Genomic DNA, 25,612 nt, shown 5'->3' with positions numbered 1-25,612 from the left:
TCTATGAATGCCCCCAAAGGAGGGATACACTTGGTAAAATCAGCTTATATTCATATACCTTTTTGTGAGCATATCTGTCACTATTGTGATTTCAATAAAGTCTTCTTAGAAGGTCAACCGGTCGATGAATACTTAATCAGCTTAGGGAATGAGATGAAACAACGGGTCCTTACCCCCGGCAAGCTTGATACTATTTTTGTCGGTGGCGGAACCCCGACTTCCCTGGATGCGGGTCAGCTTGATCTGTTATGCGAGTCCATCACGACCCACCTGCCTTTTGAGAAGGGGGAATTCACTTTTGAAGCAAACCCCGGTGATCTAGGTGAGGACAAACTCCGTGTGCTGAAGGATCACGGTGTGAACCGGTTGAGTTTCGGCGTTCAATCATTCAATGATGATCTCCTGAAAGGGATCGGCCGGACCCATAAGAGCGAAGATGTGTATACATCGGTTGAAGCAGCACAAAAAATAGGATTCTCTAATATCAGCATTGATTTGATTTATAGTCTTCCAAAGCAAACAGAGGAAGATTTCCAGGATACGTTAAAGAAGGCACTCGATCTTGAGCTGCCTCATTACTCGGCTTATTCACTCATTGTGGAACCGAAAACGGTCTTTTATAATTTAATGAGAAAAGGGAAGCTGTCACTTCCATCACAGGACCAGGAAGCGGCCATGTATGAAATCCTGATTGACACGATGGAAAAATACGGAATCAATCAGTATGAAATCAGTAATTTTGCCAAACCGGGATATGAAAGCAAACATAATCTCGTCTATTGGGACAATAATGAATATTATGGTTTAGGAGCAGGTGCACACGGATATATAAACGGAGTACGTTATTCAAACTACGGTCCCCTTAAAAAATACATGGACCCGATTTCAGAAGGTTCCCTGCCGACGATCCAGGAGCATCAGGTCACCAAAGCCGAAATGATGGAAGAGGAAATGTTCCTCGGATTGCGTAAGGCAGAGGGCGTAAGCAAGTCCACATTCCAGCAGAAATTCGGCTCAAGCATCGAGTCCGTCTTTGGTTCATCCATCGAAGAAATGGAAAAGCGCGGACTGCTCTCAGTAAATGAAGAGAGAATAGCACTTACAAAACAAGGGCGCTTTTTAGGGAATGAGGTTTTTCAATCATTCCTCGGCGTAATCTAATTGGTCCAATCTTTTAGAGCAGGGGTGTTTATTTAGTCTTGTAGTAAACAACTTATACTCAGAGAGTTGATTGAAGCGGAAGGTGCTCGACTCCTGCGGGAAACGCTGGACAACACGAAAAGCGGAGGCGGCTCGTTCAGCCCCGACAAGCATAAGATGAATGGGCTAAGAAGGCGTTCTTTTGCCTTCTTGGACCATTTAGCTTATGACCTCGAGGGGCTAGCCGCCGTAGCTGGACAGGTGAGACCCCGCAGGCGCAGCCGAGGAGGCTCACCGCCAGCCCCGCGGAAAGCGAGCACCTGCAGCGGAAATCAACCACCACTCGCTGTTTCAAAAGGCTCATTAAAAAGAGCCAATCTAATATATTGACATCCCTTTTCTGATTTGATAATTTATTAATTAGATTTAGCACTCATCTAAGTAGAGTGCTAACAGGGGTGATGAATGTTGTTAACAGATCGACAACTTCTAATTCTTCAAGTGATCATTGATGATTTTATTCTTTCAGCCCAGCCTGTCGGTTCGAGGAGCTTATCCAAAAAGGATGAGATCTCGTTCAGTTCAGCCACGATCCGGAATGAAATGGCAGATCTTGAGGATCTGGGATTTATTGAAAAAACCCATACATCCTCAGGGCGCGTCCCATCAGAAAAGGGTTATCGTTATTACGTGGATCACTTGCTTTCTCCTCAGAAATTAAAGAAGAATGACGTCCACGCACTTCGCTCGATCTTTACAGAGCGTATGTATGAACTGGAGAAAGTGGTTCAGAAATCGGCAAAGATCCTTTCAGAGCTGACCAATTATACAACGATTGTACTGGGGCCTGAATTAAAGGAAAACAAGTTGAAAAAGATTCAACTGATTCCTCTAAACAAAGATACGGCCATCGCCATCATCGTCACGGATAACGGCCATGTTGAAAATAAACTGTTCCAGATTCCGCCGACAATGGATGCATCCGAGCTTGAAAAGCTTGTGCATATCCTGAATGACCGCTTGACGGGGGTACCTATCAGTGAGTTGAACGATAAAATCTTTAAAGAAGTCGCTCTTTTACTTAAAGAGCACATTCAGAATTATGATTTGATCCTCCACTCCCTGACGGATTCCTTTCATCCAACGGTCACGGATAAGCTTTTCTTTGGAGGAAAGACCAATATACTGAATCAACCTGAGTTCAATGATGTGCAAAAGGTGCGCATGCTTCTGGAAATGATTGAACAGGAAGAAAGCATCTATAACCTCATCCGTCCATCGGCCACGGGGTTGAACATCAAGATCGGGAAAGAGAATGATCATCTTGCTATGGAGAATTGCAGTCTCATAACCGCTACTTATTCTATTGGTAAAGAACAATTAGGTTCCATTGCGATTATCGGGCCTACCCGTATGGAGTATTCCCGTGTCGTCAGTTTACTTAATTTCTTCTCGAACGATATGTCCAAGGTGCTGACGAAACTGTATCAAAGTGGGGATTAGTGGACATATTGTATAAAGGTAAATAAGGTCCGGGAGCAGTGATTACTGTCTTCTGGTGCCTTGTAATGGTCGCAGATTTTTAAGGAGGTGAATGTTATGTCTGAAGAAACAAAACAAGAGCAGCAGGAAGCGAAAGAGGAAAACAGCGAAGTGGTGGAAGAAGTGTTCGCTGAAGAACCTCAAGCAGAGGAAGCAGCACAAGAGCAAGAATCAGATGAGCTTTCACAATTAGAGGAAAAGCTGAATGAATCTGAAAATCGTTATCTTCGTTTAAGAGCCGATTTCGATAATTTCCGCCGTCGCGTGAACGTGGAAAATGAATCGAAGGAAAAATATCGCTCTCAAGGACTGATTACGGAACTATTGCCGGCACTCGATAATTTCGAGCGTGCTTTAAATATAGAGGCTGATAATGAACAAACGAAACAATTGCTTCAAGGAATGGAAATGGTCCACAGAAGTCTTGTTGAAGCCCTTAAAAAAGAGGGAGTGGAACCAATTGAAGCGGTAGGTCAGGAGTTTGATCCTCACTTGCACCAGGCAGTCATGCAGGTGGAAGACGAAAACTTCGACAGCAATGTCGTTGTCGAGGAATTCCAAAAGGGTTATAAGCTGAAAGACAGAGTGATTCGTCCTTCCATGGTGAAGGTCAGTCAATAATAAAGACATTACATATACAAAACAGGGAGGTTTCTTACTATGAGTAAAATTATAGGTATTGACTTAGGTACAACAAACTCATGTGTCTCAGTACTGGAAGGCGGAGAGCCTAAGGTCATTGCAAATGCAGAAGGTAACCGCACGACTCCTTCGGTTGTTGCATTCAAAAATGGTGAAAAGCAAGTTGGGGAAGTAGCGAAGCGTCAGGCGATCACAAACCCTAACACGATCATCTCGGTGAAACGTCATATGGGGACAGATCACAAAGTAGAAGCAGAAGGAAAAGAATATACGCCACAGGAAATCTCAGCGATGATTCTTCAACACTTAAAATCATATGCAGAAGATTATCTTGGTGAAAAAGTGGAGAAAGCGGTCATCACAGTTCCTGCTTACTTCAACGACGCAGAACGTCAAGCAACGAAAGACGCCGGTAAAATCGCGGGTCTTGAAGTTGAGCGTATCATCAATGAGCCAACTGCTGCTGCACTTGCTTACGGACTTGACAAAATGGACCAAGACCAAACGATCCTTGTATATGACCTTGGTGGCGGTACATTCGACGTATCCATCCTTGAACTTGGTGACGGAGTATTCGAAGTACGCTCTACTGCCGGTGACAACCGTCTTGGCGGAGACGACTTTGACCAAGTCATCATCGACTACCTTGTAGCTGAATTCAAGAAAGAGAACGGAATCGACCTTTCTAAAGATAAAATGGCTCTACAACGTTTGAAAGACGCTGCTGAGAAAGCGAAGAAGGATCTTTCAGGAGTGACTTCCACTCAAATCTCACTTCCTTTCATCACGGCTGGAGAAGCAGGACCACTTCATCTTGAAGTGACTCTTTCAAGAGCGAAATTCGATGAAATCTCTGCTGACCTTGTAGAACGTACAATGGGACCAACTCGTCAGGCAATGAAAGATGCTGGTCTTTCTGCAAGCGAAATCGATAAGATCATTCTTGTTGGTGGATCGACTCGTATCCCTGCTGTACAAGAAGCAATCAGAAAAGAAACCGGTAAAGAGCCATCTAAAGGCGTTAACCCTGACGAAGTTGTAGCGATGGGTGCAGCGATCCAGGGTGGAGTTCTGACTGGAGACGTAAAAGATGTTGTATTACTTGACGTTACACCACTTTCACTTGGTATCGAAACAATGGGTGGCGTATCAACGAAGCTGATCGAGCGTAACACGACGATCCCGACGTCAAAATCACAAACATTCTCAACTGCTGCTGATAACCAGACAGCTGTAGATATCCACGTATTACAAGGTGAGCGCCCAATGGCTGCTGATAACAAAACGCTTGGACGTTTCCAACTGGCAGACATTCCACCGGCACCACGTGGCGTACCACAAATCGAAGTGAAATTCGATATTGATAAGAACGGTATCGTGAATGTAAGTGCGAAAGACCTTGGAACAGGTAAAGAGCAAAACATTACAATCAAATCTTCAACAGGCCTTTCAGACGACGAAGTAGAACGCATGGTGAAAGAAGCCGAAGAAAATGCCGAAGCAGATAAGAAACGTAAAGAGGAAGTCGAACTTCGCAACGAAGCCGACCAACTTGTATTCCAAACGGAAAAAACGTTAAAAGATCTTGAAGGCAAAGTGGAAGAAGATGAAGTGAAAAAAGCGGAAGACGCGAAAGCTGAACTGAAAGAAGCGATCGAGAAAGATGACCTTGATCTCATCCGCGAAAAGAAAGACGCATTACAGGAAATCGTTCAAAGCCTAACAATGAAGCTTTATGAGCAGGCCCAAGCGGAAGCACAGGCAGCTCAAGGTGCTGAAGGCGAAGCTTCGAAGGATGACGATGTAGTCGATGCTGAATACGAAGAAGTAAATGACGACAAGAAATAATGTAAGTTGAACGAAAAAGTCAAAGTCAGGGCGGTTCTTGGCTTTGACTTTTTCTATGATTGAAGGAAGTGGGAATGCTTCATTCAATCAACAGACACAAACAATTGTAAGGAATGTTGAGTTTTTATTGATAATAGTCAAAGCTCAATGTTAAAATAACCTTTATGCAAAGGATTCGGGAGTGGTGTTTTAATGAGTAAACGGGACTATTATGAGGTTCTTGGGGTCGGAAAAGATGCCTCGAAAGATGAAATGAAAAAAGCATACCGCAAGCTCTCCAAAAAATATCATCCGGATATTAATAAAGAAGCGGATGCGGATGAAAAATTCAAGGAAATATCGGAAGCCTATGAAGTATTGAGTGATGATCAGAAGCGTGCTCAATATGATCGTTTCGGGCACACAGACCCTAACCAGGGATTTGGCGGCGGCGCTGATTTTGGCGGCGGCGGTTTCGGTGGTTTCGAAGACATCTTCAACACATTCTTCGGCGGTGGCGGCGGAGGCCGCAGACGGGATCCGAATGCCCCTAGACAAGGCGCCGATCTTCAATATACAATGTCGCTGACGTTTGAAGAAGCGGTATTTGGAAAAGAGACAGAAATCGAGATTCCGAGAGAAGAAGAATGTGACACATGCCATGGTTCAGGTGCAAAGCCGGGGACCAAGGTCAATACATGTTCTCACTGTAACGGATCGGGTCAATTGAATGTTGAGCAGAATACACCATTCGGCCGAATTGTGAACAGAAGGGTTTGTCACTACTGTAACGGTACAGGTAAGCAAATCAAGGAAAAATGCTCAACGTGTGGCGGTGCGGGTAAAGTACAGAAACGCCGTAAAATCTCTGTGAAAATTCCTGCCGGCATCGATGATGGACAGCAGCTGCGCGTGACAGGTCAAGGGGAGCCTGGTATTAATGGCGGCCCTGCAGGTGATTTATATGTCGTCTTCCACGTCCGTTCACATGATTTCTTCGAGCGTAACGGAGATGACATTTATTGCGAAATGCCTGTCACATTTGCCCAAGCGGCACTTGGTGATGAGATTGAAGTACCGACTCTACACGGAAAAGTGAAGCTGAAAGTACCTGCGGGAACCCAGACGAGCACGAGATTCCGTCTGAAAGGCAAGGGAGTACCGAATGTACGTGGATACGGTACTGGAGACCAGCATGTACAGGTGAAGGTTGTTACCCCATCCAAGCTGACGGATAAGCAGAAGCAGCTATTGAGAGAATTCGCGGACATCAGCGGTCAAGTACCTGATGAACAGCATGAAAGTTTTTTTGATAAAGTAAAAAAAGCCTTTAAAGGCGAATAACTAAAGAGCGGAGTTGGTAGATCAATGAAATGGTCAGAAATCAGTATTCTTACAACGAATGAAGCGATTGAGCCGATTTCAAACATTCTTCATGAATCAGGGGCAAGCGGTGTGGTCATTGAAGACCCTGCCGAATTACTTAAAGAAAGAGAAGATATGTTTGGAGAGATCTACCAACTCAACCCTGATGATTACCCATCAGAAGGCGTCTTAGTCAAAGCCTATTTGCCCGTCAATAGTTTCCTTGGGGAAACCGTTGACGAAATCAAGCAGGGCATCACGAACCTTGTTACCTACGATATCGACATTGGTGAAAACAAAGTGGAGATTTCTGAGGTAAATGAAGAAGAATGGGCCACAGCCTGGAAGAAATACTACCATCCTGTGAAGATTTCAGATAAATTTACGATTGTTCCTACTTGGGAAGACTATACGCCGGTTCACAGTGACGAACTCATCATCGAGCTGGATCCCGGAATGGCCTTCGGAACAGGGACTCACCCTACAACCGTCATGTGTATCCAAGCCCTTGAGCGAATCGTCAAAGAACACGATTCGGTCATTGATGTAGGTACCGGTTCAGGTGTATTATCCATTGCATCTGCTCTTTTAGCTGCAGATCAAGTACGTGCCTATGACCTGGATGAAGTGGCTGTCCGTTCGGCAAGGCTGAATGTGAAGCTCAACAAAGTACAGCAAACGGTGTCTGTGGATGCCAATAACCTGTTGAATGGTGTGACCGGACAGGCCGATGTGATCGTGGCGAACATCCTGGCCGAGATCATCCTGCGCTTTACAGATGATGCCTACGAGCTGGTTAAGCCGGGTGGATATTTCATCACTTCAGGGATCATCCAGCCTAAGAAGCAGGAGGTGCGCGACGCATTGGAGGCCTCAGGCTTCAAGATAGAAGAAATCATGGTGATGGAAGACTGGGTTGCGATCATCGCGTGTAAACCTCAGTAAAACAAAGTAAAAACGGTGGAGTTGAACTGTATGCAGCGATATTTTATCAATGAAGTATATCGAGAAAATGATCCGATCATGATTACAGGGGATGACTATCATCATATTGTCCGTGTCATGAGAATGAAGGAGGCGGATGAAGTATTTGTCGTCTTCAAGGATCAGGCAGCAGCGATCACCCGTATTGAAACGATTTCCAGTGACGCAGTCGAGCTATCAATAGTACAATGGGAAACATCGACGAAAGAATTACCAATTAAAGTAACCATTGCGAGCGGACTGCCGAAAGGGGATAAATTGGAGTTGATTTTCCAAAAGGGTACAGAGCTTGGAGCCACTCAATTTATCCCTTTTAATGCGGATCGCTCCATTGTAAAATGGGACGATAAGAAAGCAAAGAAAAAAGTGGAGCGGTGGGAGAAGATTGTGAAGGAAGCGGCCGAACAGTCCCATCGACTCCTCGTCCCGGAAGTATCAGAACCCGTTTCATTGAAACAATTGATCCAAGTGGGTAAGCCGTTCGATTACAAACTTGTCGCATATGAAGAAGAAGCCAGGGCCGGGGAAAAGGGGAATCTCTCGAAAGTATTATCCTCGATTGAAAGCGGTCAAAGTGTACTGGTCGTCTTCGGCCCTGAAGGTGGACTATCGGAAAAAGAAATAGAGCTGTTGAGGAGTGAGGACTTCCTGACATGCGGCCTTGGCCCAAGGATCCTGCGCACGGAGACTGCTCCATTGTATGTTCTCTCAGCCATCAGCTATCAATTAGAACTTATGAGGTGATTGCAATGCCATCAGTAGCGTTTCACACTCTAGGGTGTAAAGTGAACCACTACGAAACTGAAGCCATCTGGCAGCTATTTAAAGAAGAAGGATATGAACGTGTAGAATATGACTCCATCGCAGATGTGTATGTCATCAATACATGTACTGTAACCAATACAGGAGATAAGAAGAGCAGGCAGGTCATCCGCCGTGCCATCCGGAAAAATCCTGACGGGGTCATCTGTGTAACTGGATGCTATGCCCAAACGTCCCCAGCCGAAATCATGGCCATCCCGGGAGTCGATGTCGTTGTCGGCACACAGGATCGCAGGAAAATGCTTACGTATATCGAGGAATATAAAAAAGAGCGTCAACCGATCAATGGCGTCACGAACATCATGAAGAATCGGGTGTACGAGGAATTGGATGTCCCGGCATTCACGGACCGTACCCGTGCCTCCCTTAAAATCCAGGAAGGCTGTAATAATTTCTGTACGTTCTGCATCATTCCCTGGGCACGCGGCTTGATGAGATCCCGTGATCCGGAAGAAGTCATTCATCAGGCTCAGCAGCTCGTGGATGCAGGGTACAAAGAAATCGTCCTGACAGGGATCCATACCGGCGGATACGGTGAGGATATGAAAGATTATAACCTTGCCATGCTTCTAAAAGATTTGGAGCAAAAGGTGAAAGGCCTGAAGAGGATCCGGATCTCCTCCATCGAGGCGAGTCAATTGACCGACGAAGTCATTGAAGTGATCGATCAATCCGATATCGTTGTAAGGCATCTCCACATTCCACTTCAATCTGGATCCAATACGGTCCTGAAGAGAATGCGTAGAAAGTACACGATGGAATTCTTTGCCGAGCGCCTGGAGAAACTCAAAAAAGCTCTGCCTGGACTTGCCGTTACTTCCGATGTCATTGTTGGCTTCCCGGGTGAAACGGAAGAAGAATTCATGGAAACGTATAACTTCATCAATGAACACAAGTTTTCTGAACTTCATGTCTTCCCATACTCTAAGCGGACAGGTACGCCTGCAGCCCGTATGGACGATCAGATCGATGAAGACGTCAAGAATGAACGTGTTCACCGTTTAATTGAATTGTCGAACCAATTAGCGAAAGAATACGCTTCACGGTTTGAAAACGAAGTTCTGGAAGTGATTCCTGAAGAAATCTACCAGGATGATCTTTATGTAGGCTACACGGACAATTACTTGAAAGTCGTATTCCCTGCAACGGAAGACATGGTAGGAAAGCTCGTGAAAGTGAAACTCACAAAAGCGGGCTATCCACTGAATGAAGGCCAATTTGTACGAGTCCTTGAAGAGGCTGAAGAAAAAGCAGCCATCTAATAGATGAAGGCACCCGACCACGGTCGGGTGCCTTATTTACTTTTGTACAATCATACTTTGTAACCACTTTCTTTTTTTGGGTAAGAATCAAATTATCTATTGATTAGTGAAGAAGAAGGTTGTAAACTAATAGTGTTAATCGAATAGACGAAATGGTTCTTTTTTTTAATGAATAGTGCAAACGATTGCATTAAATGTAAGCGTTTGTATCTTACTATACTTTGATGAGGTGTTACGGATGAAAAAGGCATGGCGTAAAGAGGCAGTGGGATATCAAATCTACCCTAGGAGTTTCCAGGATTCCAATGGAGACGGGATCGGGGATCTTCAGGGAGTCATTCAGCGCTTGGATTATATTAAAGAATTGGGGATCGATGTAATCTGGATCTGTCCGATGTACAAATCCCCTAATGATGATAATGGGTATGATATTTCGGATTATCAGGATATCATGGAAGACTTCGGGACGATGGAAGACTTCGACCAACTATTGAAAGAAGTTCATAAAAGGGATATGAAACTGATCATTGATCTTGTGCTTAACCATACAAGTGATGAACATCCATGGTTCATCGAGTCCAAGAGTTCTAAAGACAATCCAAAACGGGATTGGTATATTTGGAGAGATGGTGTAAAAGGCAAGGAGCCGAATAACTGGGAAAGCATCTTCGGGGGATCTGCATGGGAATATGACGAAGAAACAGATCAATATTTCCTTCACGTATTCTCTACGAAACAGCCTGATCTGAATTGGGAGAATGAAGAAGTCCGCGATGCCCTTTATGATACTGTCAATTGGTGGCTTGATAAAGGAATCGACGGCTTCCGGATCGATGCCATCAGCCATATCAAGAAGCGTCCGGGCCTTCCTGATATGCCGAATCCAAAGAAGGAAAAGTATGTTTCTTCCTTCGACATGCATATGAATCAAAAAGGCATTCATACGTTCCTGCAGGAATTCAAAGACCGGACATACGGAAATTATGATGTCATGTCTGTAGGAGAAGCGAATGGCGTGAAAGCCGACGAGGCTGAACTGTGGGTAGGCAAAGAAAACGGGAAGATGGATATGATTTTCCAATTTGAGCATTTGGGATTATGGGATGCTGAAACAAGTCCGGATTTAGACATCGTGGAGCTGAAGAAGGTGCTCTCGCGTTGGCAAAAAGGGCTTGAAGGGAACGGCTGGAACGCTCTGTTCATTGAAAATCATGATAAAGCCCGCGTTGTATCCACTTGGGGGAACGACAAGGAGTATTGGAGGGAAAGTGCCACTGCGATGGCAGCCATGTATTTCTTGATGCAGGGAACACCGTTCATTTACCAGGGACAGGAAATCGGCATGACCAATGTTCAATTCCCTTCCATTGAAGATTATGATGATGTAGCCGTAAAGAATCTGTATCGCCTGAAGCGTGAAGAAGGGGTCCCTCACCAGGATATCATGGAAATCATCTGGGCTTCTTCCCGTGATAACAGCAGAACACCGATGCAATGGACGAACGGGAAAAACAGCGGGTTTACAAGTGGGACTCCTTGGATGAAAGTGAATCCCAACTACAAGACGATCAATGTAGAGGAGCAGGAGAAGGATGAAGACTCCATTCTCAATTTCTACAAAAAGATGATTCAACTAAAGAAAAAAGAAAATGTCTTCACATATGGAAATTATGATCTGCTACTTGAAAAAGACAAGCAAATTTATGCCTATACCCGCACAGGTGAAGACAAGTCCATGATTGTGATTACAAACCTTTCCACAAAGGAAGCCGTCTGTGACCTGGGTGAACTGAAAGTATCTTCATCGAACCTTCTCTTGAATAACTATGAAGCAGAAAACCATGAAGAACTAAGCAAGTTGACACTCAAACCATACGAAGCGAGAGTGTACCGACTTAAATAATGAAAATCGCACCCCCGGTCATGGACGGCCGGGGGTGTTTATGATAAATGGGACGAAAAGCCTACTGCAAATGGTGAAAAGGTTTTCTTTATTTTGGGAGATACTACAAAGTACTCGTCTTTTTCTCTTTGTTTTGGTATGATAAGAGAGGTACGGACAACTGTTAAAGGAGAGATAATGAATGACTACGAACATTGCAAGTATGATCGATCATACTTTACTTAAACCTGAATCAACCAAAGACCAAGTGGAGGTACTCTGCCAGGAAGCAAAAGAATTCAAATTTGCTTCTGTGTGCGTAAACCCGACTTGGGTACAATATTCAAGTGAATTATTGAGCGGTACAGAAGTGAAAGTATGTACGGTGATCGGGTTCCCGTTAGGGGCTTCTACACCTGAAACAAAAGCATTCGAAACAAAAGATGCCATCGAAAAGGGTGCCACAGAGGTCGATATGGTCATCAATATCGGTGCACTGAAAAGTGGCGACCATGAACTGGTTAAACGCGATATCGAAGCTGTTGTAGCAGCATCTAAAGGTAAAGCACTTTCAAAAGTGATCATTGAAACGTGCCTGCTGACGGACGAAGAAAAAGTGAAGGCCTGCCAATTAGCTGTAGAAGCCGGAGCAGATTATGTGAAAACATCTACAGGATTCTCTACAGGAGGGGCGACTGTAGAAGATATCGCTCTTATGAGAAAAACCGTTGGACCTGATATCGGTGTGAAAGCTTCAGGAGGCGTACGCTCAGCTGAAGATGCACAAGCGATGATCGAAGCAGGGGCTACTCGTCTGGGAGCAAGCTCAGGCGTGAAAATCGTACAAGGGTTGACAAGCGATTCAGATTATTAATAGGGAAAAAGCTGAATGGGGAGAAGGATACCCGTTCAGCTTTTTTTGTGGAGATGCATGTGTTCAATCAACCGGGCAAATCGACCCGCGAATGGAAGAACCAGCAGGGAACATAAAAGATTGAATATGACACTTGCGTGGGCCAATTGCAGATCGGGTGAATCCGCTAATGATTGAACCGAAAGGGCAAGTATCGGGATGAAGGGGATAAAAAGAGCGACCCCCAAAACGTTAAGCCAAATATGGGCATATGCCGTCAGCTTTGCCTGGTTCCCTCCACCGATGCTAGCGATAAAGGCCGTGATGCACGTGCCGACGTTGGCACCGAGCATAATCGCGATTCCGGCATGGAGGTCGATGGAGCCTGCAGCCAGAAATCCCATCGTCACCCCTGTCACAACGGTACTGGATTGAATGATCGCCGTCAACACACAACCAACCAACAATGCGAATACGATATGCTCATTCACCTCCATGATATACGTGCGCAAGGCTTCGTGTGTAGTCAATGGGGTGGCTAACCACTGAATCGCACGTATAGATGTGAAGATGAGACCGAATCCGATGCAGATCATCCCAGTACTCCGGATGGAGGGGGAGCGGAAGAAATATAATATGCATCCGATGATCATGGATGGAACGATAAGATAATTCATATCCAGAGTGAACATCTCAAGGGTGAATGTCGTCCCGATATTTGATCCGAGCATGATCCCGATTGTCTGCCTGAACGGAATCAAGCCGGAAGAAGCCAGTCCGACAGTGAGCACCATGACGGCAGAGCTACTGTGGATAAAGGCCGTCACAATCATACCTGTCAGTACACCCTTAGTAGGGGTATTCGTTAAATAATGGAGCCATTTCTTTATTTTCCGGTTTGCAATATTGAAGAGCCCCGACCGCAGCCATGTCATCCCCAACAAAAAACATAAAATGAAAAAAATAAAGGCGATCCCATGTAAAATCATTGAATTCCTCCTGAAAACCTGCCTGCTTTATACAAATGTATTGAGAAAATCAATGAGACATGCCTATTTATATGAGTGTTTTATGATAAATTGTTGACCTATCACATATCATATATTATAATGGCAAAGTACATGGATTTCTTTATATGATCAAAGGATCCATTCAAGAAAGACATACACTTTCTGTCCCCTTGTGACAATGATCCAAGGGCAAAGCCATAACCTATTGGTGAAGTAAAGGGCGCGATCCTTGCGTCTTAAGAAATTGGTACAAACCATTTCTTGACTTGAACATGTAAGTGTAGTGTGTTCGGAGGGAGGGAAAGAGAGATGTCAAAAACAGTTGTTCGTAAAAACGAATCGCTTGAAGATGCTCTTCGTCGCTTCAAACGCTCAGTTTCTAAAACAGGAACTTTACAAGAGTTTAGAAAGCGCGAATTTTATGAAAAGCCAAGCGTAAAACGCAAAAAGAAATCAGAAGCTGCAAGAAAGCGTAAGTTCTAAGAGAGGGTGTAAGTATGAGTCTTCTCAATCGTTTAAATGATGATATGAAACAAGCGATGAAAAATAAAGAAAAAGAGAAGCTTTCCGTTATCCGCATGCTAAAGGCTTCACTTCAAAATGAAGCCATCAAACATGGGAAGCAGGAACTCTCTGAAGACGAAGAGTTGACTGTCCTTTCTCGAGAAGTGAAGCAACGGAAAGACTCCCTCCAGGAATTTCAAAACGCTGGTCGCGATGACCTCGTTGAAAAAATTCAAACAGAACTGACTTACGTCGAAATATATATGCCTAAACAGCTTTCAGAAGAAGAAGTTTCTGCCATCGTCCAACAGACGGTAGCGGAGACAGGTGCTACTTCTAAAGCCGACATGGGCAAAGTGATGGGAGCAATCATGCCTAAATTAAAAGGGAAAGCCGATGGGGCTCTCGTCAACAAACTTGTTCTTCAACATCTATCATAAGATTAAAGAAACCGGAAGGCTGTGAAGCTTTCCGGTTTTTTTAAAATCTGTGTGGAAGTTTGAGAATATTTTTCTGGAAAAAGATGAAACTTCTTTAATAGGTCATACGTACATAGAGTATCAAGGAATATTCACCTGAAATGAGGGGGTTACATTGAGAAAAGGTATACTTGTATTATGGATGCTGATCCTTGGGTGCACCTTTACACAGCCTTTGATCGGTTCTGCTGCTGATTCAGAAAAGGTATACGTGATTCCCATTCAAAAAGAGGTCGAAAGGGGTCTTCATGCATTTTTGGAAAGGGCCATCAAAGATGCAGAGGATCACAATGCCGAACTGATTATATTTGATATCGATACACCCGGGGGATTGGTGGATGCAGCCGGTGATATCGGGCAGCTTCTGGACGGCATCGACACGAAAACGATTGCCTTTGTAAACGACCATGCGCTTTCAGCCGGAGCATTCATCTCCCTTCATGCTGATGAAATCTATATGGTCCCAAATGGACAGATGGGTGCAGCTGCTGTGATCGACCAGGCGGGGAATGCAGCCGATAAGAAGGCTCAAAGCTACTGGCTGTCCGCCATGAAAAGTGCGGCTGAATCAAACGGAAGAGATCCTCAGTATGCTTTGGCCATGGCGGATGAATCGGTAGAAATCGAGGAATTGGGTATCGAGAAAGGGGAGCTCTTGACTCTCGGCTCTAAAGAAGCCAAGCAAGTCGGCTACTCAGAAGGCACCGTTAGGAACCTGGATGAGTTATATAAAACCATTGGTGTCGATCCCTCTTCTGTTGTCAATGTCGAAGAGACCTTTGCAGAGAAGCTTGCACGATTCATAACCAATCCTGTGGTGGTTCCGATCCTGCTTTCATTGGCGAGTCTTGGATTGATTGTGGAGCTGTATTCACCAGGTTTTGGAATCGCCGGTTCTATCGGCTTGATTTCCCTTGTATTATTCTTTTATGGACACTTGGTTGCCGGGCTTGCGGGATATGAAACCATCATTCTCTTCGTCATTGGTATTATTCTCGTAGTGGCAGAGTTTTTCCTCCCGGGTGGAATAGCCGGAGGGCTCGGAATCGGAGCGATCCTTGCAAGTATTATGCTGGCTGGGGGCGATATGATGCAAATGGGGATATCTCTTCTGATCGCGTTGCTGATTGCCGTTGCGACCATGATTATCTTTGTAAAGGTGTTTGGTAAAAAAATGAAATTTTTTAACAAAATCATTTTAAAAGATTCTACCAGTACAGAAAGCGGATATGTATCAAATGCCAATCGATTGGACCTGATCGGGAAAGAAGGAGTGACCAAAACACCTTTAAGACCATCCGGTACCGTGATTGTCGATGATGAAAGAATCGATGCCGTGACCGAGGGCGGCTTTATCAAAGCCAATGAAAGGATTAAGATTGTGAAAGTGGAAGGTTCAAGGATTGTAGTCAGAGACATTTCATAAATTTTTCAGGAGGTAAGACATTATGGTTATAGGACCAAGTACCATTTTACTGCTCGTTGCCATCGTGGTGGGCATAATTGTGTTAGCTGTTTTATTTACATTTGTACCAGTGATGCTGTGGATTTCGGCAATCGCTGCAGGCGTGAGGATCAGCATTTTCACACTGGTGGGGATGAGGCTTAGACGTGTCATTCCGAGCCGCGTCATCAATCCGCTGATCAAAGCGCATAAAGCCGGAATTACCGTCACGATCAATCAGCTTGAGAGTCACTATCTTGCCGGAGGGAATGTCGACCGGGTGGTCAACGCATTGATCGCAGCCCATCGTGCAAATATTGAATTGACGTTTGAACGCTGTGCTGCCATTGACCTTGCAGGTCGTGACGTGCTTGAAGCGGTGCAAATGAGCGTTAACCCTAAAGTGATCGAGACTCCATTCATCGCGGGTGTTGCAATGGATGGAATTGAAGTGAAAGCGAAAGCGCGGATTACGGTCCGTGCGAATATTGACCGCCTTGTCGGGGGTGCCGGTGAAGAAACGATCGTTGCCCGTGTAGGGGAAGGGATCGTTTCGACGATCGGTTCATCCGACAACCATAAGAAAGTACTTGAAAACCCCGATCTTATTTCTCAAACGGTCCTTTCAAAGGGCTTGGACGCAGGAACGGCCTTCGAGATTCTCTCGATAGATATCGCGGACGTTGATATCGGCAAGAATATCGGGGCGGAACTGCAAACAGAGCAAGCGGAAGCGGATAAAAATATCGCACAGGCTAAAGCGGAAGAAAGAAGAGCGATGGCTGTTGCGAATGAGCAGGAAATGAAAGCGAGAGTAGAGGAAATGAGAGCGAAGGTAGTGGAGGCCGAGGCAGAAGTACCACTTGCCATGGCTGAAGCACTCAGGTCCGGCAACATCGGTGTGATGGACTATATGAACCTTAAGAACATCGATGCGGATACAGAGATGAGGGACTCGATCGGAAAACTTACAGGGGATAAAAACGATCCGAAGAGCGATAAGTAATCTCCCTTTGTTTAGAAAGGAGTTTTCTCCATGGAACCATTGATCATTGCTATATTGATCGGGCTCATCACTTCCATATTCAATAAAGTGAAACAGCCGCCTTCCAATAAGCCGAGGCAGAAACCGATTCAAACCGCCTCACCTGCTTCTTCCCAGCCTGAGAGAAGCAGGGATACCGGGCGGGAGAGGACACGACGGAGAGAACCACGGTCATACCAGGAGCCGGTGAAAGAGGCTGTCTCATCTATCCAGACCCGTTTGGAGGATAAGATGAGAGAAACGGAATCAACGTACTCAAGCCTCCAGAAGCAAGAAGAGCGGTATTCGAGGAAGCTTGAAGCCCATCAAACAAAAGCGAGGAAGATCCGGGATAACGGACGCCGCCTCATTGATTTTCAAAATGAGGATGATATCGTCAAAGGATTCATTTTCTCAGAAGTATTTGGGCCGCCAAGATCAAAAAAACATCATCATCGAAAATAACAGTGATGAAACCCCTTTTCATTTCATAAATATGAGATGAAAGGGGGTTCTTTTTTTATGGCAAAAAGCTTTTTACACCATATGCGTAAATGGGTGACACAGAAGATGGATTTACCCGAAGATGTCATGATGGACCTTCCTCGCGTCACAATGATTGGACAAATTCATATCTATATAGAAAACCACCGGGGTTTGTTGACCTTCACGGATCGAGAGGTTCGGCTTCTGCTGAAACAGGGTCAACTGTTAATAAAGGGAGAGCAATTTGTCATCAAGATGATCCTTCCGGAAGAAATACTCCTGCAGGGGAAGATCGTAGAAGTGATCTATTTAGAACAATAGGAGGGACGGATTTGAAGAATCAATGGTTCACCTTTCTAAGGGGAAAGGTATTCGTGAAAATGGAAGGCAGACTAGTCGAGCGCGTCATCAATCAATTGCTGCGGGCTAATATCCCGATTTGGAATGTGAAGAGAGCTGGAACGGAGACCATCACCTTTTACTTATCCTTAGAAGATGTACATAACTTCCGAAGAGCGGTTCGGGCATCCGGGTGTAAAGTGACATTTCTAAGAGGGCAGGGAGTTCCTTTTCTGTTCAAGCGATCCCTGAAAAACGCGGGATTCATGATCGGTGGACTGGCATTCTTCGTCATCGTATTCCTCCTCTCCAACATGGTGTGGGGAATAGAGATCAAGGGTGCCTCCCCTCAGACAGAGCACAGTATAAGAAAGGAACTGAAGGAAATGGGGGTGTCAAAGGGCAAGATGCAGTTTCACCTCCCGGATGTAGAAAACATTCAGCGCGAGTTATCCTACAGGATGAATAATATCACGTGGGTAGGGGTGGAATTACAAGGGACAACCTTTCACTTTCAAGTGGTGGAAAAAAATGCACCGGAACCTCCCGAGTCTACGGGGCTGCAGCATATCGTCGCCAAGAAGAAAGCGATCATTACCAACATGTTCGTCGAAGAAGGAGATCCCCAGGTGAGCGTCAATGATTACGTCAATAAAGGCCAGCTCCTCGTATCCGGTTTGATCGGGAATGAAAAAGAACCTAAAGGCGTCTCGGCTAAAGCGAAGATACTGGGAGAGACATGGTACAAGACATCGGTTGAACTTCCGCTGAAGTCACGGTTTATCGTGTTCAGCGGAAATGAGAAAAGAAAACATTATATCGGTTTCGGTTCAGTGAATATCCCGATATGGGGATTCGGGAAAAATGAATTTAAGAATGTCGTCACGGAAGAAAATAAAAAGGCCCTGCGTTTTCTGAAATGGGAGCTGCCCGTGTATTATATTGACCGCAGCATAAAAGAAAAAGAGGATGTAGAGAGGACGTATACGAAATCCGAAGCCATCAAGGCCGCGAAAAAGCTTGCCAAAAGCAACCTGGAGTCCTCCCTCCCGGAAGATGCAGAAATCAGAGGGGAAAAAATTTTGCAAGAAAAGGTCGAGAATGGTAAAGTTAGGTTAACCATCCACTTCAAAGTAATAGAAAATATTGCAGAAGGACAACCACTTATTCAAGGAGACTAACGAATGTCAGATGAAATCTTAATGAAATTACAACTTGAAAACCCTAACGAAGCCATTGCTTTGTTCGGTGTTTCAGATTCTCACCTAAAATTAATAGAACAGGAATTACACGTTTCGATCGTAACAAGAGGCGAAGAGTTGCTGGTTTCAGGTAAGGAAGAAGATGTAAGTCTCGCTCTTGATATTTCGGATCGACTGGTGGCCGTGATCCGTAAAGGAATCAATATCGGCCAGCGTGACGTCCACTATGCCATTGAAATGGGCAGACAAGGGACGCTTGAATATTTTACAGAGTTGTACAATGAAGAGATAACAAAGAACGCCAAAGGTAAATCGATCCGGGTGAAAACACTCGGGCAGCGCCAATACATCCAAGCCATCAAGAAGCATGATATGGTGTTCGGCATCGGGCCAGCCGGTACCGGGAAGACCTATTTAGCCGTCGTCATGGCTGTACATGCCCTAAAGAATGGGCAGGTCAAGAAGATCATCCTCACGAGGCCGGCCGTTGAAGCAGGAGAAAGCCTCGGGTTTCTTCCGGGTGACTTGAAAGAGAAGGTGGATCCTTATCTCCGTCCACTATATGATGCCCTGCATGATGTACTGGGAGCGGAGCATACCGCCCGTCTGATCGAGAGAGGGACCATTGAGATCGCTCCTCTTGCATATATGAGGGGACGTACACTGGATGATGCGTTTGTGATTCTGGATGAGGCCCAGAATACAACCAAAGCCCAGATGAAAATGTTCTTGACCAGACTTGGGTTTGATTCAAAGATGATCATCACGGGAGATCGTTCTCAAGTAGATTTACCAAGGGGGAGCGAGTCTGGGTTGATTTCTTCCGAGCGAATATTAAAAGATGTTAAAGGAGTATCGTTCATTTACCTCGACCAGGCCGATGTGGTCCGTCATCCTCTGGTCGCAAAAATCATCGATGCTTATGAAACAATTGAAAAATAAACAGAAGAGATTGATCCAATTGATTGATGCCAGCCTGAAATGGCCCGGCAAATCCTTGGATCAATCTTTTTTTATAGGGCTATACATAGATAAATTAGACAAAAACTGTTATGATTTTACATAATTACTACAGGTACTATTAGAAATTGTCTATACATAACAGGGGGTTCTTTATGCAAACTCACCCATTATTACTCAAGATAAGGAGCTTATTCAGCTACCGGCTATTTACCAATCTATTATTTGTACTGCTTGGCATCATTGTCTTCGGTGTCCTATATGGAAATGTAAAACCGAAAACGCTTGATATCCATTTATATGAAGATGCCCCCACTACGATAAGGGCGCCAAAGAAATTCGTCGATGAGGAAGCCACTGCTAAGAAGAAAGAAGAAGCGAAGGCGGAAGTGGCGGATGTGTACACCCCGAAAGAAGGGGCGATCGACAACTCTATTTCACTGCTTCACTCCTTGATGGAAAGCGTTTATGAAGTAAAAAAAGAGACGAAAGAGCAGGCGGTGGAGGAAGATTTAAAGCCTCCTACGACTCCCGATCTAAATGAACAGCTGAAGCTCCTTAAAGCCAAATTGCCAGAGGATAAAAACAGTAATGTGACCAACAGTCTCAGTGACGACGTGTTAAAGACCCTTTTGAATGCGTCGGAAGATGACTTGTCGAGGGTCGAGACCATCGTTTCCACACAAATGAAAATCATCATGGAAAACGGGGTGAAAGAGGAAGAATTAAATGAAGCGAAGTTGAACTTGGAACAGCGGATCACCAACTATTCATTCAATGGTGATTTATCCACCGCTGCCGTCAAATTGGGGAAAGTCGCATTGGAGCCGACCCTTTACTATGATGCTGAAAAAACGGATGAGTTAAAGAAGCTCGCCGAGGCAAATGTAGAGAAGGTGGAAATCATCGAAGGCGGGGTCATCGTAGAAGACGGGGAGCTGATCACCCCTAAAAAATACAGTATCCTGAAGTCATTGGGGATGGTGGAAAATACGTTTTCCTTCAGGCCTTATGTTGGTCTGGCGCTCTTCGTGCTCGTTGTGATCAGTTCGTTGTATTATTTCTTCTATACACTCGAAGTAACGGAGGAACGAAAGCAGAATTACCTGATCCTGACGAGTATCGTATTCGTCATATCCCTTTTGATCATGAAGATCGTAGGGCTATTGGGACAACTTGAAATCAATGATATTGCCTTCATTTTCCCTGCGGCATTCACGGGGATGATATTAAGGATCCTGTTGAATGAGCGGATTGCGATGATGATGGTGTTCATCCTTGCTGCCTGCTCAAGCATTGTGTTCCATCAGCAGTTCTCAGGTTCCGTCGATATCGAAATTGCGATTTATACGTTATTCAGCGGTGTATCTGGAATCCTTTTTCTCGTGAGCAGAAATCAGCGCTCGAATATTTTAAGGGCGGGAATTTACGTAGCTCTCGTCAATATCCTTATACTTGGTTTTTTGATTCTTTTAAGTGGTACTTCATACTCAAATAGTGAATATGTGTATTACATTGTGTTTGCCCTTGTATCAGGAATCAGCTCTTCCATCCTGACGATCGGTTTCCTTCCGTTTTTTGAAGCGGGCTTCGGGATCCTTTCCTCCATGAGACTGGTCGAGCTTTCAAGTCCGACACAGCCGTTATTGAAGAAGCTGTTGACCGATGCCCCCGGTACCTATCATCACAGTGTCATGGTGGCAAATCTTGCAGAGGCCGCATGTGAAGCCATCGGGGCTAACGGATTACTCGCGAGGGTCGGCTGCTACTATCATGATGTCGGGAAATCGAAACGGCCTCATTTCTTCATTGAAAATCAGCTGAACATGGGAAATCCCCATGACAGGGTCTCGCCTGAAACAAGCAGGGATGTTATTATTAGTCATGCTTCAGATGGTGCAGAGATGCTCCGGAAGTATAAGCTGCCCAAAGAAATAATCGACATCGCCGAACAGCATCACGGAACGACCCTGTTGAAATTTTTCTATTATAAGGCAAAGGAACAAGGGAAAGATGTTAAGGAAGAAGAATATCGCTATCCCGGTCCTAAACCACAGACGAGGGAAGCGGCCGTCATCAGCATTGCCGACAGCGTGGAAGCGGCTGTCAGGTCAAAGAAATCCCCGACCCAGGCAGAAATACAGCAGCTGGTTCATGCGATTGTACAGGACCGCCTGCAGGACGGTCAGTTCAACGAATGTGATATATCACTGAAGCAGTTGGAGACAGTGAAGAGGTCCCTATGTGAAACGTTAAATGGGATCTTCCATCCGAGGATTGAATACCCGGAACTTCAAGCAAAAGGAGAGTAAGCATGACATTATTGATCGACTTTATCGATGAAACAGAAACTCTGACGGAGGAACACACACAGCTGGTTCAAAATATCCTGAACTTTGCGGCTGAAAAAGAAGGGATCGAGGGTGACAGCGAAGTGTCCGTGACCGTTGTGACCAACGATCGAATCCAGGAAATCAACCGGGAATACCGGGATAAGGATCAGCCGACCGATGTGATTTCATTCGCCCTTGAGGAATTGGGTGAAGACGAGGTCGAAATCATTGGGGGGGAGATTCCCCGCGTCCTAGGGGATATCATCATTTCGATTGATCGGACGAAAGAACAGGCCGAAGAATATAATCATTCTGTCTCCCGGGAGCTTGGTTTTCTTGCCCTCCACGGCTTCCTCCATTTATTAGGGTACGACCATATGGAGGAAGAAGAGGAAAAGAGGATGTTTAAGAGACAAAAGGATATTCTGGATGAATATGGACTCAAAAGAGACTAAGTTCGGTTTATTCCGGTTCTTAAAGTCCTTTGGATATGCAGCGGAAGGGATCAAGTCTGTCTGGGCAACGGAACAGAATTTCAGGATTCATTCATGTGTGGGGATTGTCGTTTTCATCCTTGCCTGGATGCTTCAGGTATCCCTCATGGAATGGATCATACTGATCATCCTGGTCTTTGCTGTACTCGCACTGGAAACGATGAATACAGCGATTGAAAAGGCCGTCGATCTGACCACCAAAGAGTGCCATCCCCTTGCGAAGGCTGCGAAGGATCTTGCTTCTGCTGCGGTGCTTCTCTTTGCAGTATGTACCGCGATCGTGGGGACGATCATCTTTCTTCCAAGGGTTTTGGAACTTATTTTCCAGTGAAAAGAAGCCGGGATGCCGGAAAATAAAGGTTCCAGGGACGAAATGCTGTGATTTCTTCCCTGGAGCCTTTAATTCATTTGAAAACGTTCTTATACTTGTATAGAATATATGGAGCAAAGAACAAAATCGATAAATAGTTTGAATTATCTAACTATTTTATTACAAAATGATAACAGCCCATTTTCTTTTATGAAAATTGTAGTAAAATGAATGTGTAAGGGTTAAAAGGAGAGTTCAATCAATGAATGCAGAACAATTGATACAAGAAGCGAAACTAGCGAGAGAAAAAGCATACGTACCCTATAGTAAATTCAAGGTGGGAGCGGCCCTTCTGTCAAAGGATGGCAAGGTCTATCACGGCTGCAATATTGAAAATGCAGCTTACAGCATGTGTAATTGTGCTGAAAGGACTGCTTTATTCAAAGCATACTCAGAAGGTGACACAGACTATTCGATGATTGCGGTTGTGGCAGACACGGCAAGACCTGTTCCGCCTTGTGGAGCATGTCGACAAGTCATTTCCGAACTATGTCCGAAAGAAATGAAAGTCGTACTGACGAACCTTAAAGGCGATGTAGAAGAATTAACCGTAGCAGAACTATTACCTGGAGCTTTTTCACCGGAGGATTTGAATGAATAATATAGGCAGTAATACAGAATACAAATCAGGCTTTATCTCCATCATCGGAAGACCGAACGTCGGGAAATCCACTTTCCTGAACCGGGTCATCGGTCAAAAGATCGCCATAATGAGTGATAAGCCCCAAACGACACGTAACAAAGTTCAGGGAGTGTACACAACAGATGATGCCCAGATGATATTCATCGATACTCCCGGAATTCACAAACCGAAACATAAACTGGGAGACTTCATGATGAAGATTGCTCAGAACACTTTAAAAGAAGTGGACGTCATATTGTTCATGGTGAATGTCGAAGAAGGTTTGGGAAAAGGTGATCATTTCATCATAGAGAAGCTGAAAGGTGTCAAAACACCGGTCTTCCTCATCCTGAACAAGATCGACCAGATTCATCCGGATGCACTGCTCCCGATGATCCAACAATACAATGACCTGTTTCCGTTTGCGGCGACTGTCCCGATTTCCGCACTGGAAGGAAACAACGTGGACCAGCTGCTTCAGTTACTGAAGGATCAGTTACCGGAAGGGCCTCAATTTTATCCTGCAGATCAGATAACCGACCATCCTGAACGTTTTATCGTTTCAGAACTGATCCGTGAAAAGGTCCTGCACTTGACCAGGGAAGAGATTCCCCACAGTATTGCGGTCATGATCGATAAGATGGAGAAAAAGGAAGAGAAGGACCTTATTGACGTCATTGCCACCATCATAGTGGAGAGGGACTCCCAAAAGGGAATTGTAATCGGTAAAAAGGGATCCATGCTCAAGGAAGTCGGAAAGCGCGCAAGGGTAGACATCGAAAACCTGTTGGGATCGAAAGTGTATCTTGAATTATGGGTGAAAGTACAGAAGGATTGGCGTAACCGTTCATCGAATCTTCGTGACTTTGGTTTCAGCGACGACGAATATTGATAATTAACAATATTTAGGCCACATGTTTTAGAGAGAATATGTTCATTCTAATCACAAGAAAGCTTATGAAGTCTTGCTAGTTTAAATCCAGAAAGGTGGGTTTTTTATGTTAGACTTAACATGGAAATTTTTTTCGCAAACGGGTAGTATAGATACCTATCTCCTATTTAAGGAGCTTGAAAAGGAGACCATCGAGGATCCTTACAGCTTTGAAGAAGAAACAGCGGAAGTAGATTTTCCTTTAACGTGATAAGTGTGTCATCACCCGGGAAAGCAGAGATCGGGAGGTGGCTAAATGCTGCAGAAGTGTGAAGGAATTGTCATTCGAACCAATCATTACGGTGAGTCGAACAAAATTGTTACCATATATACACGGGAATTCGGAAAGATTGGATTGATGGCTAGAGGGGCAAAGAAACCTAATAGCCGTCTATCCGCCATTTCACAATTGTTTACATATGGTTATTTCCTATTTATTAAGGGAAGCGGATTGGGTACTCTTCAACAGGGAGAGATGGCTGAGTCGCTCAGGCATGTAAGGGAAGATCTGTTCAAAACCGCTTACGCCACTTACATCGTCGACCTGCTTGATAAGGCGACAGAGGACCGCAAGCCGAACCCTTTCCTGTTTGAATTGCTTTATAAGACTCTTCACTACCTGAATGAAGACTACGATCCGGAAATCCTCATGCATATTTTTGAGATGAAGATGCTCCCCGTATTAGGGTTGTATCCTCATCTGAACGGATGTGCCGTATGCGGGGAGACCGATGGTGAATTTGCCTTTTCCTTCAAGGAAAATGGATTTATCTGTCATCGTTGCCTCAGTGAAGATCCTCATCATTTACCGATCTCCCAAAGTACTGTAAAGCTTTTGAGGGTATTTTATTATTTCGATCTCAATCGATTGGGGAATATTTCGGTAAAAGATGAAACAAAACGTCAATTGAAGCGGGTAATCCGGACTTATTACGATGAAAACTCAGGTCTGACACTAAAATCCAGAAGGTTTTTAGATCAGATGGATAACCTTAAGGACTTATTCTAGTTTAATAGATGCTGCTTGTGATTTAGAAAGGCCCATTCACGGTTGTGAATGGGCCTGTTTTTTGTGGGGTCTTAGAGGCTCGAGGT

General features: G+C 44.7%; 26 protein-coding genes. 25 read left to right on the top strand and 1 reads right to left on the bottom strand.

Annotation, left to right across the window (positions count from 1 at the left end; genetic code table 11):
* The first annotated feature begins 3 nt into the window (after positions 1 to 3).
* The 10 genes from hemW (at position 4) to deoC (ending at position 12,340) form a co-directional block, all read left to right on the top strand.
* Complete coding sequence (hemW, locus tag CN378_RS14840; protein WP_098353344.1) at positions 4 to 1,161, top strand: radical SAM family heme chaperone HemW; 1,158 nt, start codon at positions 4 to 6, stop codon at positions 1,159 to 1,161.
* Between the two features lie 447 nt (positions 1,162 to 1,608).
* Positions 1,609 to 2,643 (top strand): heat-inducible transcriptional repressor HrcA, encoded by a 1,035-nt coding sequence (gene hrcA / locus CN378_RS14835; protein WP_098353343.1) that lies wholly within the window; start codon positions 1,609 to 1,611, stop codon positions 2,641 to 2,643.
* A 96-nt stretch (positions 2,644 to 2,739) separates the two neighbouring features.
* Positions 2,740 to 3,303: a nucleotide exchange factor GrpE gene (grpE, locus tag CN378_RS14830; protein WP_098353128.1), complete on the top strand. Its 564-nt coding sequence runs from the start codon at positions 2,740 to 2,742 to the stop codon at positions 3,301 to 3,303.
* 39 nt (positions 3,304 to 3,342) lie between these two features.
* Entirely contained in the window at positions 3,343 to 5,172 is a 1,830-nt protein-coding gene (dnaK, locus tag CN378_RS14825; protein ID WP_098353126.1) for a molecular chaperone DnaK, read from the top strand.
* Between the two features lie 192 nt (positions 5,173 to 5,364).
* A complete protein-coding gene (dnaJ, locus tag CN378_RS14820) occupies positions 5,365 to 6,495 on the top strand; it encodes a molecular chaperone DnaJ (RefSeq protein WP_098353124.1) in 1,131 nt (376 codons plus the stop codon).
* 24 nt (positions 6,496 to 6,519) lie between these two features.
* Positions 6,520 to 7,461 (top strand): 50S ribosomal protein L11 methyltransferase, encoded by a 942-nt coding sequence (gene prmA, locus CN378_RS14815; protein ID WP_098353122.1) that lies wholly within the window; start codon positions 6,520 to 6,522, stop codon positions 7,459 to 7,461.
* Positions 7,462 to 7,491: 30 nt separating this feature from the next.
* Complete coding sequence (locus tag CN378_RS14810; protein WP_098353120.1) at positions 7,492 to 8,244, top strand: 16S rRNA (uracil(1498)-N(3))-methyltransferase; 753 nt, start codon at positions 7,492 to 7,494, stop codon at positions 8,242 to 8,244.
* Between the two features lie 5 nt (positions 8,245 to 8,249).
* On the top strand, positions 8,250 to 9,584 hold the full coding sequence (mtaB, locus tag CN378_RS14805; RefSeq protein ID WP_098353118.1) for a tRNA (N(6)-L-threonylcarbamoyladenosine(37)-C(2))-methylthiotransferase MtaB: 1,335 nt from the start codon (positions 8,250 to 8,252) through the stop codon (positions 9,582 to 9,584).
* 238 nt (positions 9,585 to 9,822) lie between these two features.
* Positions 9,823 to 11,487: a glycoside hydrolase family 13 protein gene (locus tag CN378_RS14800; protein ID WP_098353116.1), complete on the top strand. Its 1,665-nt coding sequence runs from the start codon at positions 9,823 to 9,825 to the stop codon at positions 11,485 to 11,487.
* Positions 11,488 to 11,668: 181 nt separating this feature from the next.
* Complete coding sequence (deoC, locus tag CN378_RS14795) at positions 11,669 to 12,340, top strand: deoxyribose-phosphate aldolase (protein ID WP_098353114.1); 672 nt, start codon at positions 11,669 to 11,671, stop codon at positions 12,338 to 12,340.
* Positions 12,341 to 12,375: 35 nt separating this feature from the next.
* Here deoC and CN378_RS14790 read toward each other — a convergent pair whose 3' ends face one another.
* Entirely contained in the window at positions 12,376 to 13,308 is a 933-nt protein-coding gene (locus CN378_RS14790) for a Na/Pi symporter (RefSeq protein WP_098353112.1), read from the bottom strand.
* Positions 13,309 to 13,638: 330 nt separating this feature from the next.
* Here CN378_RS14790 and rpsU point away from each other — a divergent pair, with 330 nt between their 5' ends.
* From rpsU to recO, 15 genes are all read left to right on the top strand, one after another.
* The gene (gene rpsU / locus CN378_RS14785; RefSeq protein ID WP_032087602.1) at positions 13,639 to 13,812 is read left to right on the top strand and encodes a 30S ribosomal protein S21; all 174 of its coding nucleotides are present in this window, start codon (positions 13,639 to 13,641) and stop codon (positions 13,810 to 13,812) included.
* 14 nt (positions 13,813 to 13,826) lie between these two features.
* Positions 13,827 to 14,273, top strand: a complete 447-nt coding sequence (locus tag CN378_RS14780) for a GatB/YqeY domain-containing protein (RefSeq protein ID WP_098353110.1) — start codon at positions 13,827 to 13,829, stop codon at positions 14,271 to 14,273.
* A 154-nt stretch (positions 14,274 to 14,427) separates the two neighbouring features.
* Complete coding sequence (locus CN378_RS14775; RefSeq protein WP_098353108.1) at positions 14,428 to 15,738, top strand: NfeD family protein; 1,311 nt, start codon at positions 14,428 to 14,430, stop codon at positions 15,736 to 15,738.
* 28 nt (positions 15,739 to 15,766) lie between these two features.
* The gene (gene floA / locus CN378_RS14770; RefSeq protein WP_098353341.1) at positions 15,767 to 16,762 is read left to right on the top strand and encodes a flotillin-like protein FloA; all 996 of its coding nucleotides are present in this window, start codon (positions 15,767 to 15,769) and stop codon (positions 16,760 to 16,762) included.
* Positions 16,763 to 16,792: 30 nt separating this feature from the next.
* On the top strand, positions 16,793 to 17,245 hold the full coding sequence (locus CN378_RS14765; protein WP_098353106.1) for a hypothetical protein: 453 nt from the start codon (positions 16,793 to 16,795) through the stop codon (positions 17,243 to 17,245).
* A gap of 57 nt (positions 17,246 to 17,302) precedes the next feature.
* Entirely contained in the window at positions 17,303 to 17,587 is a 285-nt protein-coding gene (gene yqfC / locus CN378_RS14760; RefSeq protein WP_098353104.1) for a sporulation protein YqfC, read from the top strand.
* Between the two features lie 11 nt (positions 17,588 to 17,598).
* Positions 17,599 to 18,786 (top strand): sporulation protein YqfD, encoded by a 1,188-nt coding sequence (gene yqfD, locus CN378_RS14755; RefSeq protein ID WP_098353102.1) that lies wholly within the window; start codon positions 17,599 to 17,601, stop codon positions 18,784 to 18,786.
* Positions 18,787 to 18,789: 3 nt separating this feature from the next.
* Complete coding sequence (locus CN378_RS14750; protein WP_098353101.1) at positions 18,790 to 19,749, top strand: PhoH family protein; 960 nt, start codon at positions 18,790 to 18,792, stop codon at positions 19,747 to 19,749.
* 173 nt (positions 19,750 to 19,922) lie between these two features.
* Positions 19,923 to 22,079 (top strand): HD family phosphohydrolase, encoded by a 2,157-nt coding sequence (locus tag CN378_RS14745; RefSeq protein ID WP_098353099.1) that lies wholly within the window; start codon positions 19,923 to 19,925, stop codon positions 22,077 to 22,079.
* Between the two features lie 2 nt (positions 22,080 to 22,081).
* Entirely contained in the window at positions 22,082 to 22,555 is a 474-nt protein-coding gene (ybeY, locus tag CN378_RS14740; RefSeq protein ID WP_098353097.1) for an rRNA maturation RNase YbeY, read from the top strand.
* Positions 22,530 to 22,925 (top strand): diacylglycerol kinase, encoded by a 396-nt coding sequence (locus tag CN378_RS14735; RefSeq protein WP_098353095.1) that lies wholly within the window; start codon positions 22,530 to 22,532, stop codon positions 22,923 to 22,925. Before ybeY ends, CN378_RS14735 begins: the two co-directional genes overlap by 26 nt.
* A 241-nt stretch (positions 22,926 to 23,166) precedes the next feature.
* A complete protein-coding gene (locus CN378_RS14730; protein WP_034757514.1) occupies positions 23,167 to 23,565 on the top strand; it encodes a cytidine deaminase in 399 nt (132 codons plus the stop codon).
* On the top strand, positions 23,558 to 24,478 hold the full coding sequence (gene era, locus CN378_RS14725; RefSeq protein ID WP_098353093.1) for a GTPase Era: 921 nt from the start codon (positions 23,558 to 23,560) through the stop codon (positions 24,476 to 24,478). The genes CN378_RS14730 and era overlap by 8 nt, the downstream gene beginning before the upstream one ends.
* A 106-nt stretch (positions 24,479 to 24,584) precedes the next feature.
* Positions 24,585 to 24,728, top strand: a complete 144-nt coding sequence (locus CN378_RS14720) for a YqzL family protein (RefSeq protein WP_098353091.1) — start codon at positions 24,585 to 24,587, stop codon at positions 24,726 to 24,728.
* Between the two features lie 45 nt (positions 24,729 to 24,773).
* On the top strand, positions 24,774 to 25,526 hold the full coding sequence (gene recO, locus CN378_RS14715; RefSeq protein WP_098353090.1) for a DNA repair protein RecO: 753 nt from the start codon (positions 24,774 to 24,776) through the stop codon (positions 25,524 to 25,526).
* Positions 25,527 to 25,612 lie beyond the last annotated feature (86 nt).

Origin of the sequence: Bacillus sp. AFS015802, from assembly GCF_002561455.1 — a bacterium.
Taxonomy (GTDB): domain Bacteria; phylum Bacillota; class Bacilli; order Bacillales; family Bacillaceae_B; genus Rossellomorea.
The sequence above is the reverse complement of the archived record's forward strand: the minus strand, read 5'-3'. Positions and strand labels throughout refer to the sequence as shown.

Coding starts and splice junctions, on each gene's coding strand:
- hemW (WP_098353344.1), top strand. CDS start 4: ATGAATGCCCCCAAAGGAGGGATACACTTGGTAAAATCAGCTTATATT.
- grpE (WP_098353128.1), top strand. CDS start 2,740: ATGTCTGAAGAAACAAAACAAGAGCAGCAGGAAGCGAAAGAGGAAAAC.
- dnaK (WP_098353126.1), top strand. CDS start 3,343: ATGAGTAAAATTATAGGTATTGACTTAGGTACAACAAACTCATGTGTC.
- dnaJ (WP_098353124.1), top strand. CDS start 5,365: ATGAGTAAACGGGACTATTATGAGGTTCTTGGGGTCGGAAAAGATGCC.
- prmA (WP_098353122.1), top strand. CDS start 6,520: ATGAAATGGTCAGAAATCAGTATTCTTACAACGAATGAAGCGATTGAG.
- CN378_RS14810 (WP_098353120.1), top strand. CDS start 7,492: ATGCAGCGATATTTTATCAATGAAGTATATCGAGAAAATGATCCGATC.
- mtaB (WP_098353118.1), top strand. CDS start 8,250: ATGCCATCAGTAGCGTTTCACACTCTAGGGTGTAAAGTGAACCACTAC.
- CN378_RS14800 (WP_098353116.1), top strand. CDS start 9,823: ATGAAAAAGGCATGGCGTAAAGAGGCAGTGGGATATCAAATCTACCCT.
- deoC (WP_098353114.1), top strand. CDS start 11,669: ATGACTACGAACATTGCAAGTATGATCGATCATACTTTACTTAAACCT.
- CN378_RS14790 (WP_098353112.1), bottom strand. CDS start 13,308: ATGATTTTACATGGGATCGCCTTTATTTTTTTCATTTTATGTTTTTTG.
- rpsU (WP_032087602.1), top strand. CDS start 13,639: ATGTCAAAAACAGTTGTTCGTAAAAACGAATCGCTTGAAGATGCTCTT.
- CN378_RS14780 (WP_098353110.1), top strand. CDS start 13,827: ATGAGTCTTCTCAATCGTTTAAATGATGATATGAAACAAGCGATGAAA.
- CN378_RS14765 (WP_098353106.1), top strand. CDS start 16,793: ATGGAACCATTGATCATTGCTATATTGATCGGGCTCATCACTTCCATA.
- yqfC (WP_098353104.1), top strand. CDS start 17,303: ATGGCAAAAAGCTTTTTACACCATATGCGTAAATGGGTGACACAGAAG.
- CN378_RS14750 (WP_098353101.1), top strand. CDS start 18,790: ATGTCAGATGAAATCTTAATGAAATTACAACTTGAAAACCCTAACGAA.
- CN378_RS14745 (WP_098353099.1), top strand. CDS start 19,923: ATGCAAACTCACCCATTATTACTCAAGATAAGGAGCTTATTCAGCTAC.
- ybeY (WP_098353097.1), top strand. CDS start 22,082: ATGACATTATTGATCGACTTTATCGATGAAACAGAAACTCTGACGGAG.
- CN378_RS14735 (WP_098353095.1), top strand. CDS start 22,530: ATGAATATGGACTCAAAAGAGACTAAGTTCGGTTTATTCCGGTTCTTA.
- CN378_RS14730 (WP_034757514.1), top strand. CDS start 23,167: ATGAATGCAGAACAATTGATACAAGAAGCGAAACTAGCGAGAGAAAAA.
- era (WP_098353093.1), top strand. CDS start 23,558: ATGAATAATATAGGCAGTAATACAGAATACAAATCAGGCTTTATCTCC.
- CN378_RS14720 (WP_098353091.1), top strand. CDS start 24,585: ATGTTAGACTTAACATGGAAATTTTTTTCGCAAACGGGTAGTATAGAT.
- recO (WP_098353090.1), top strand. CDS start 24,774: ATGCTGCAGAAGTGTGAAGGAATTGTCATTCGAACCAATCATTACGGT.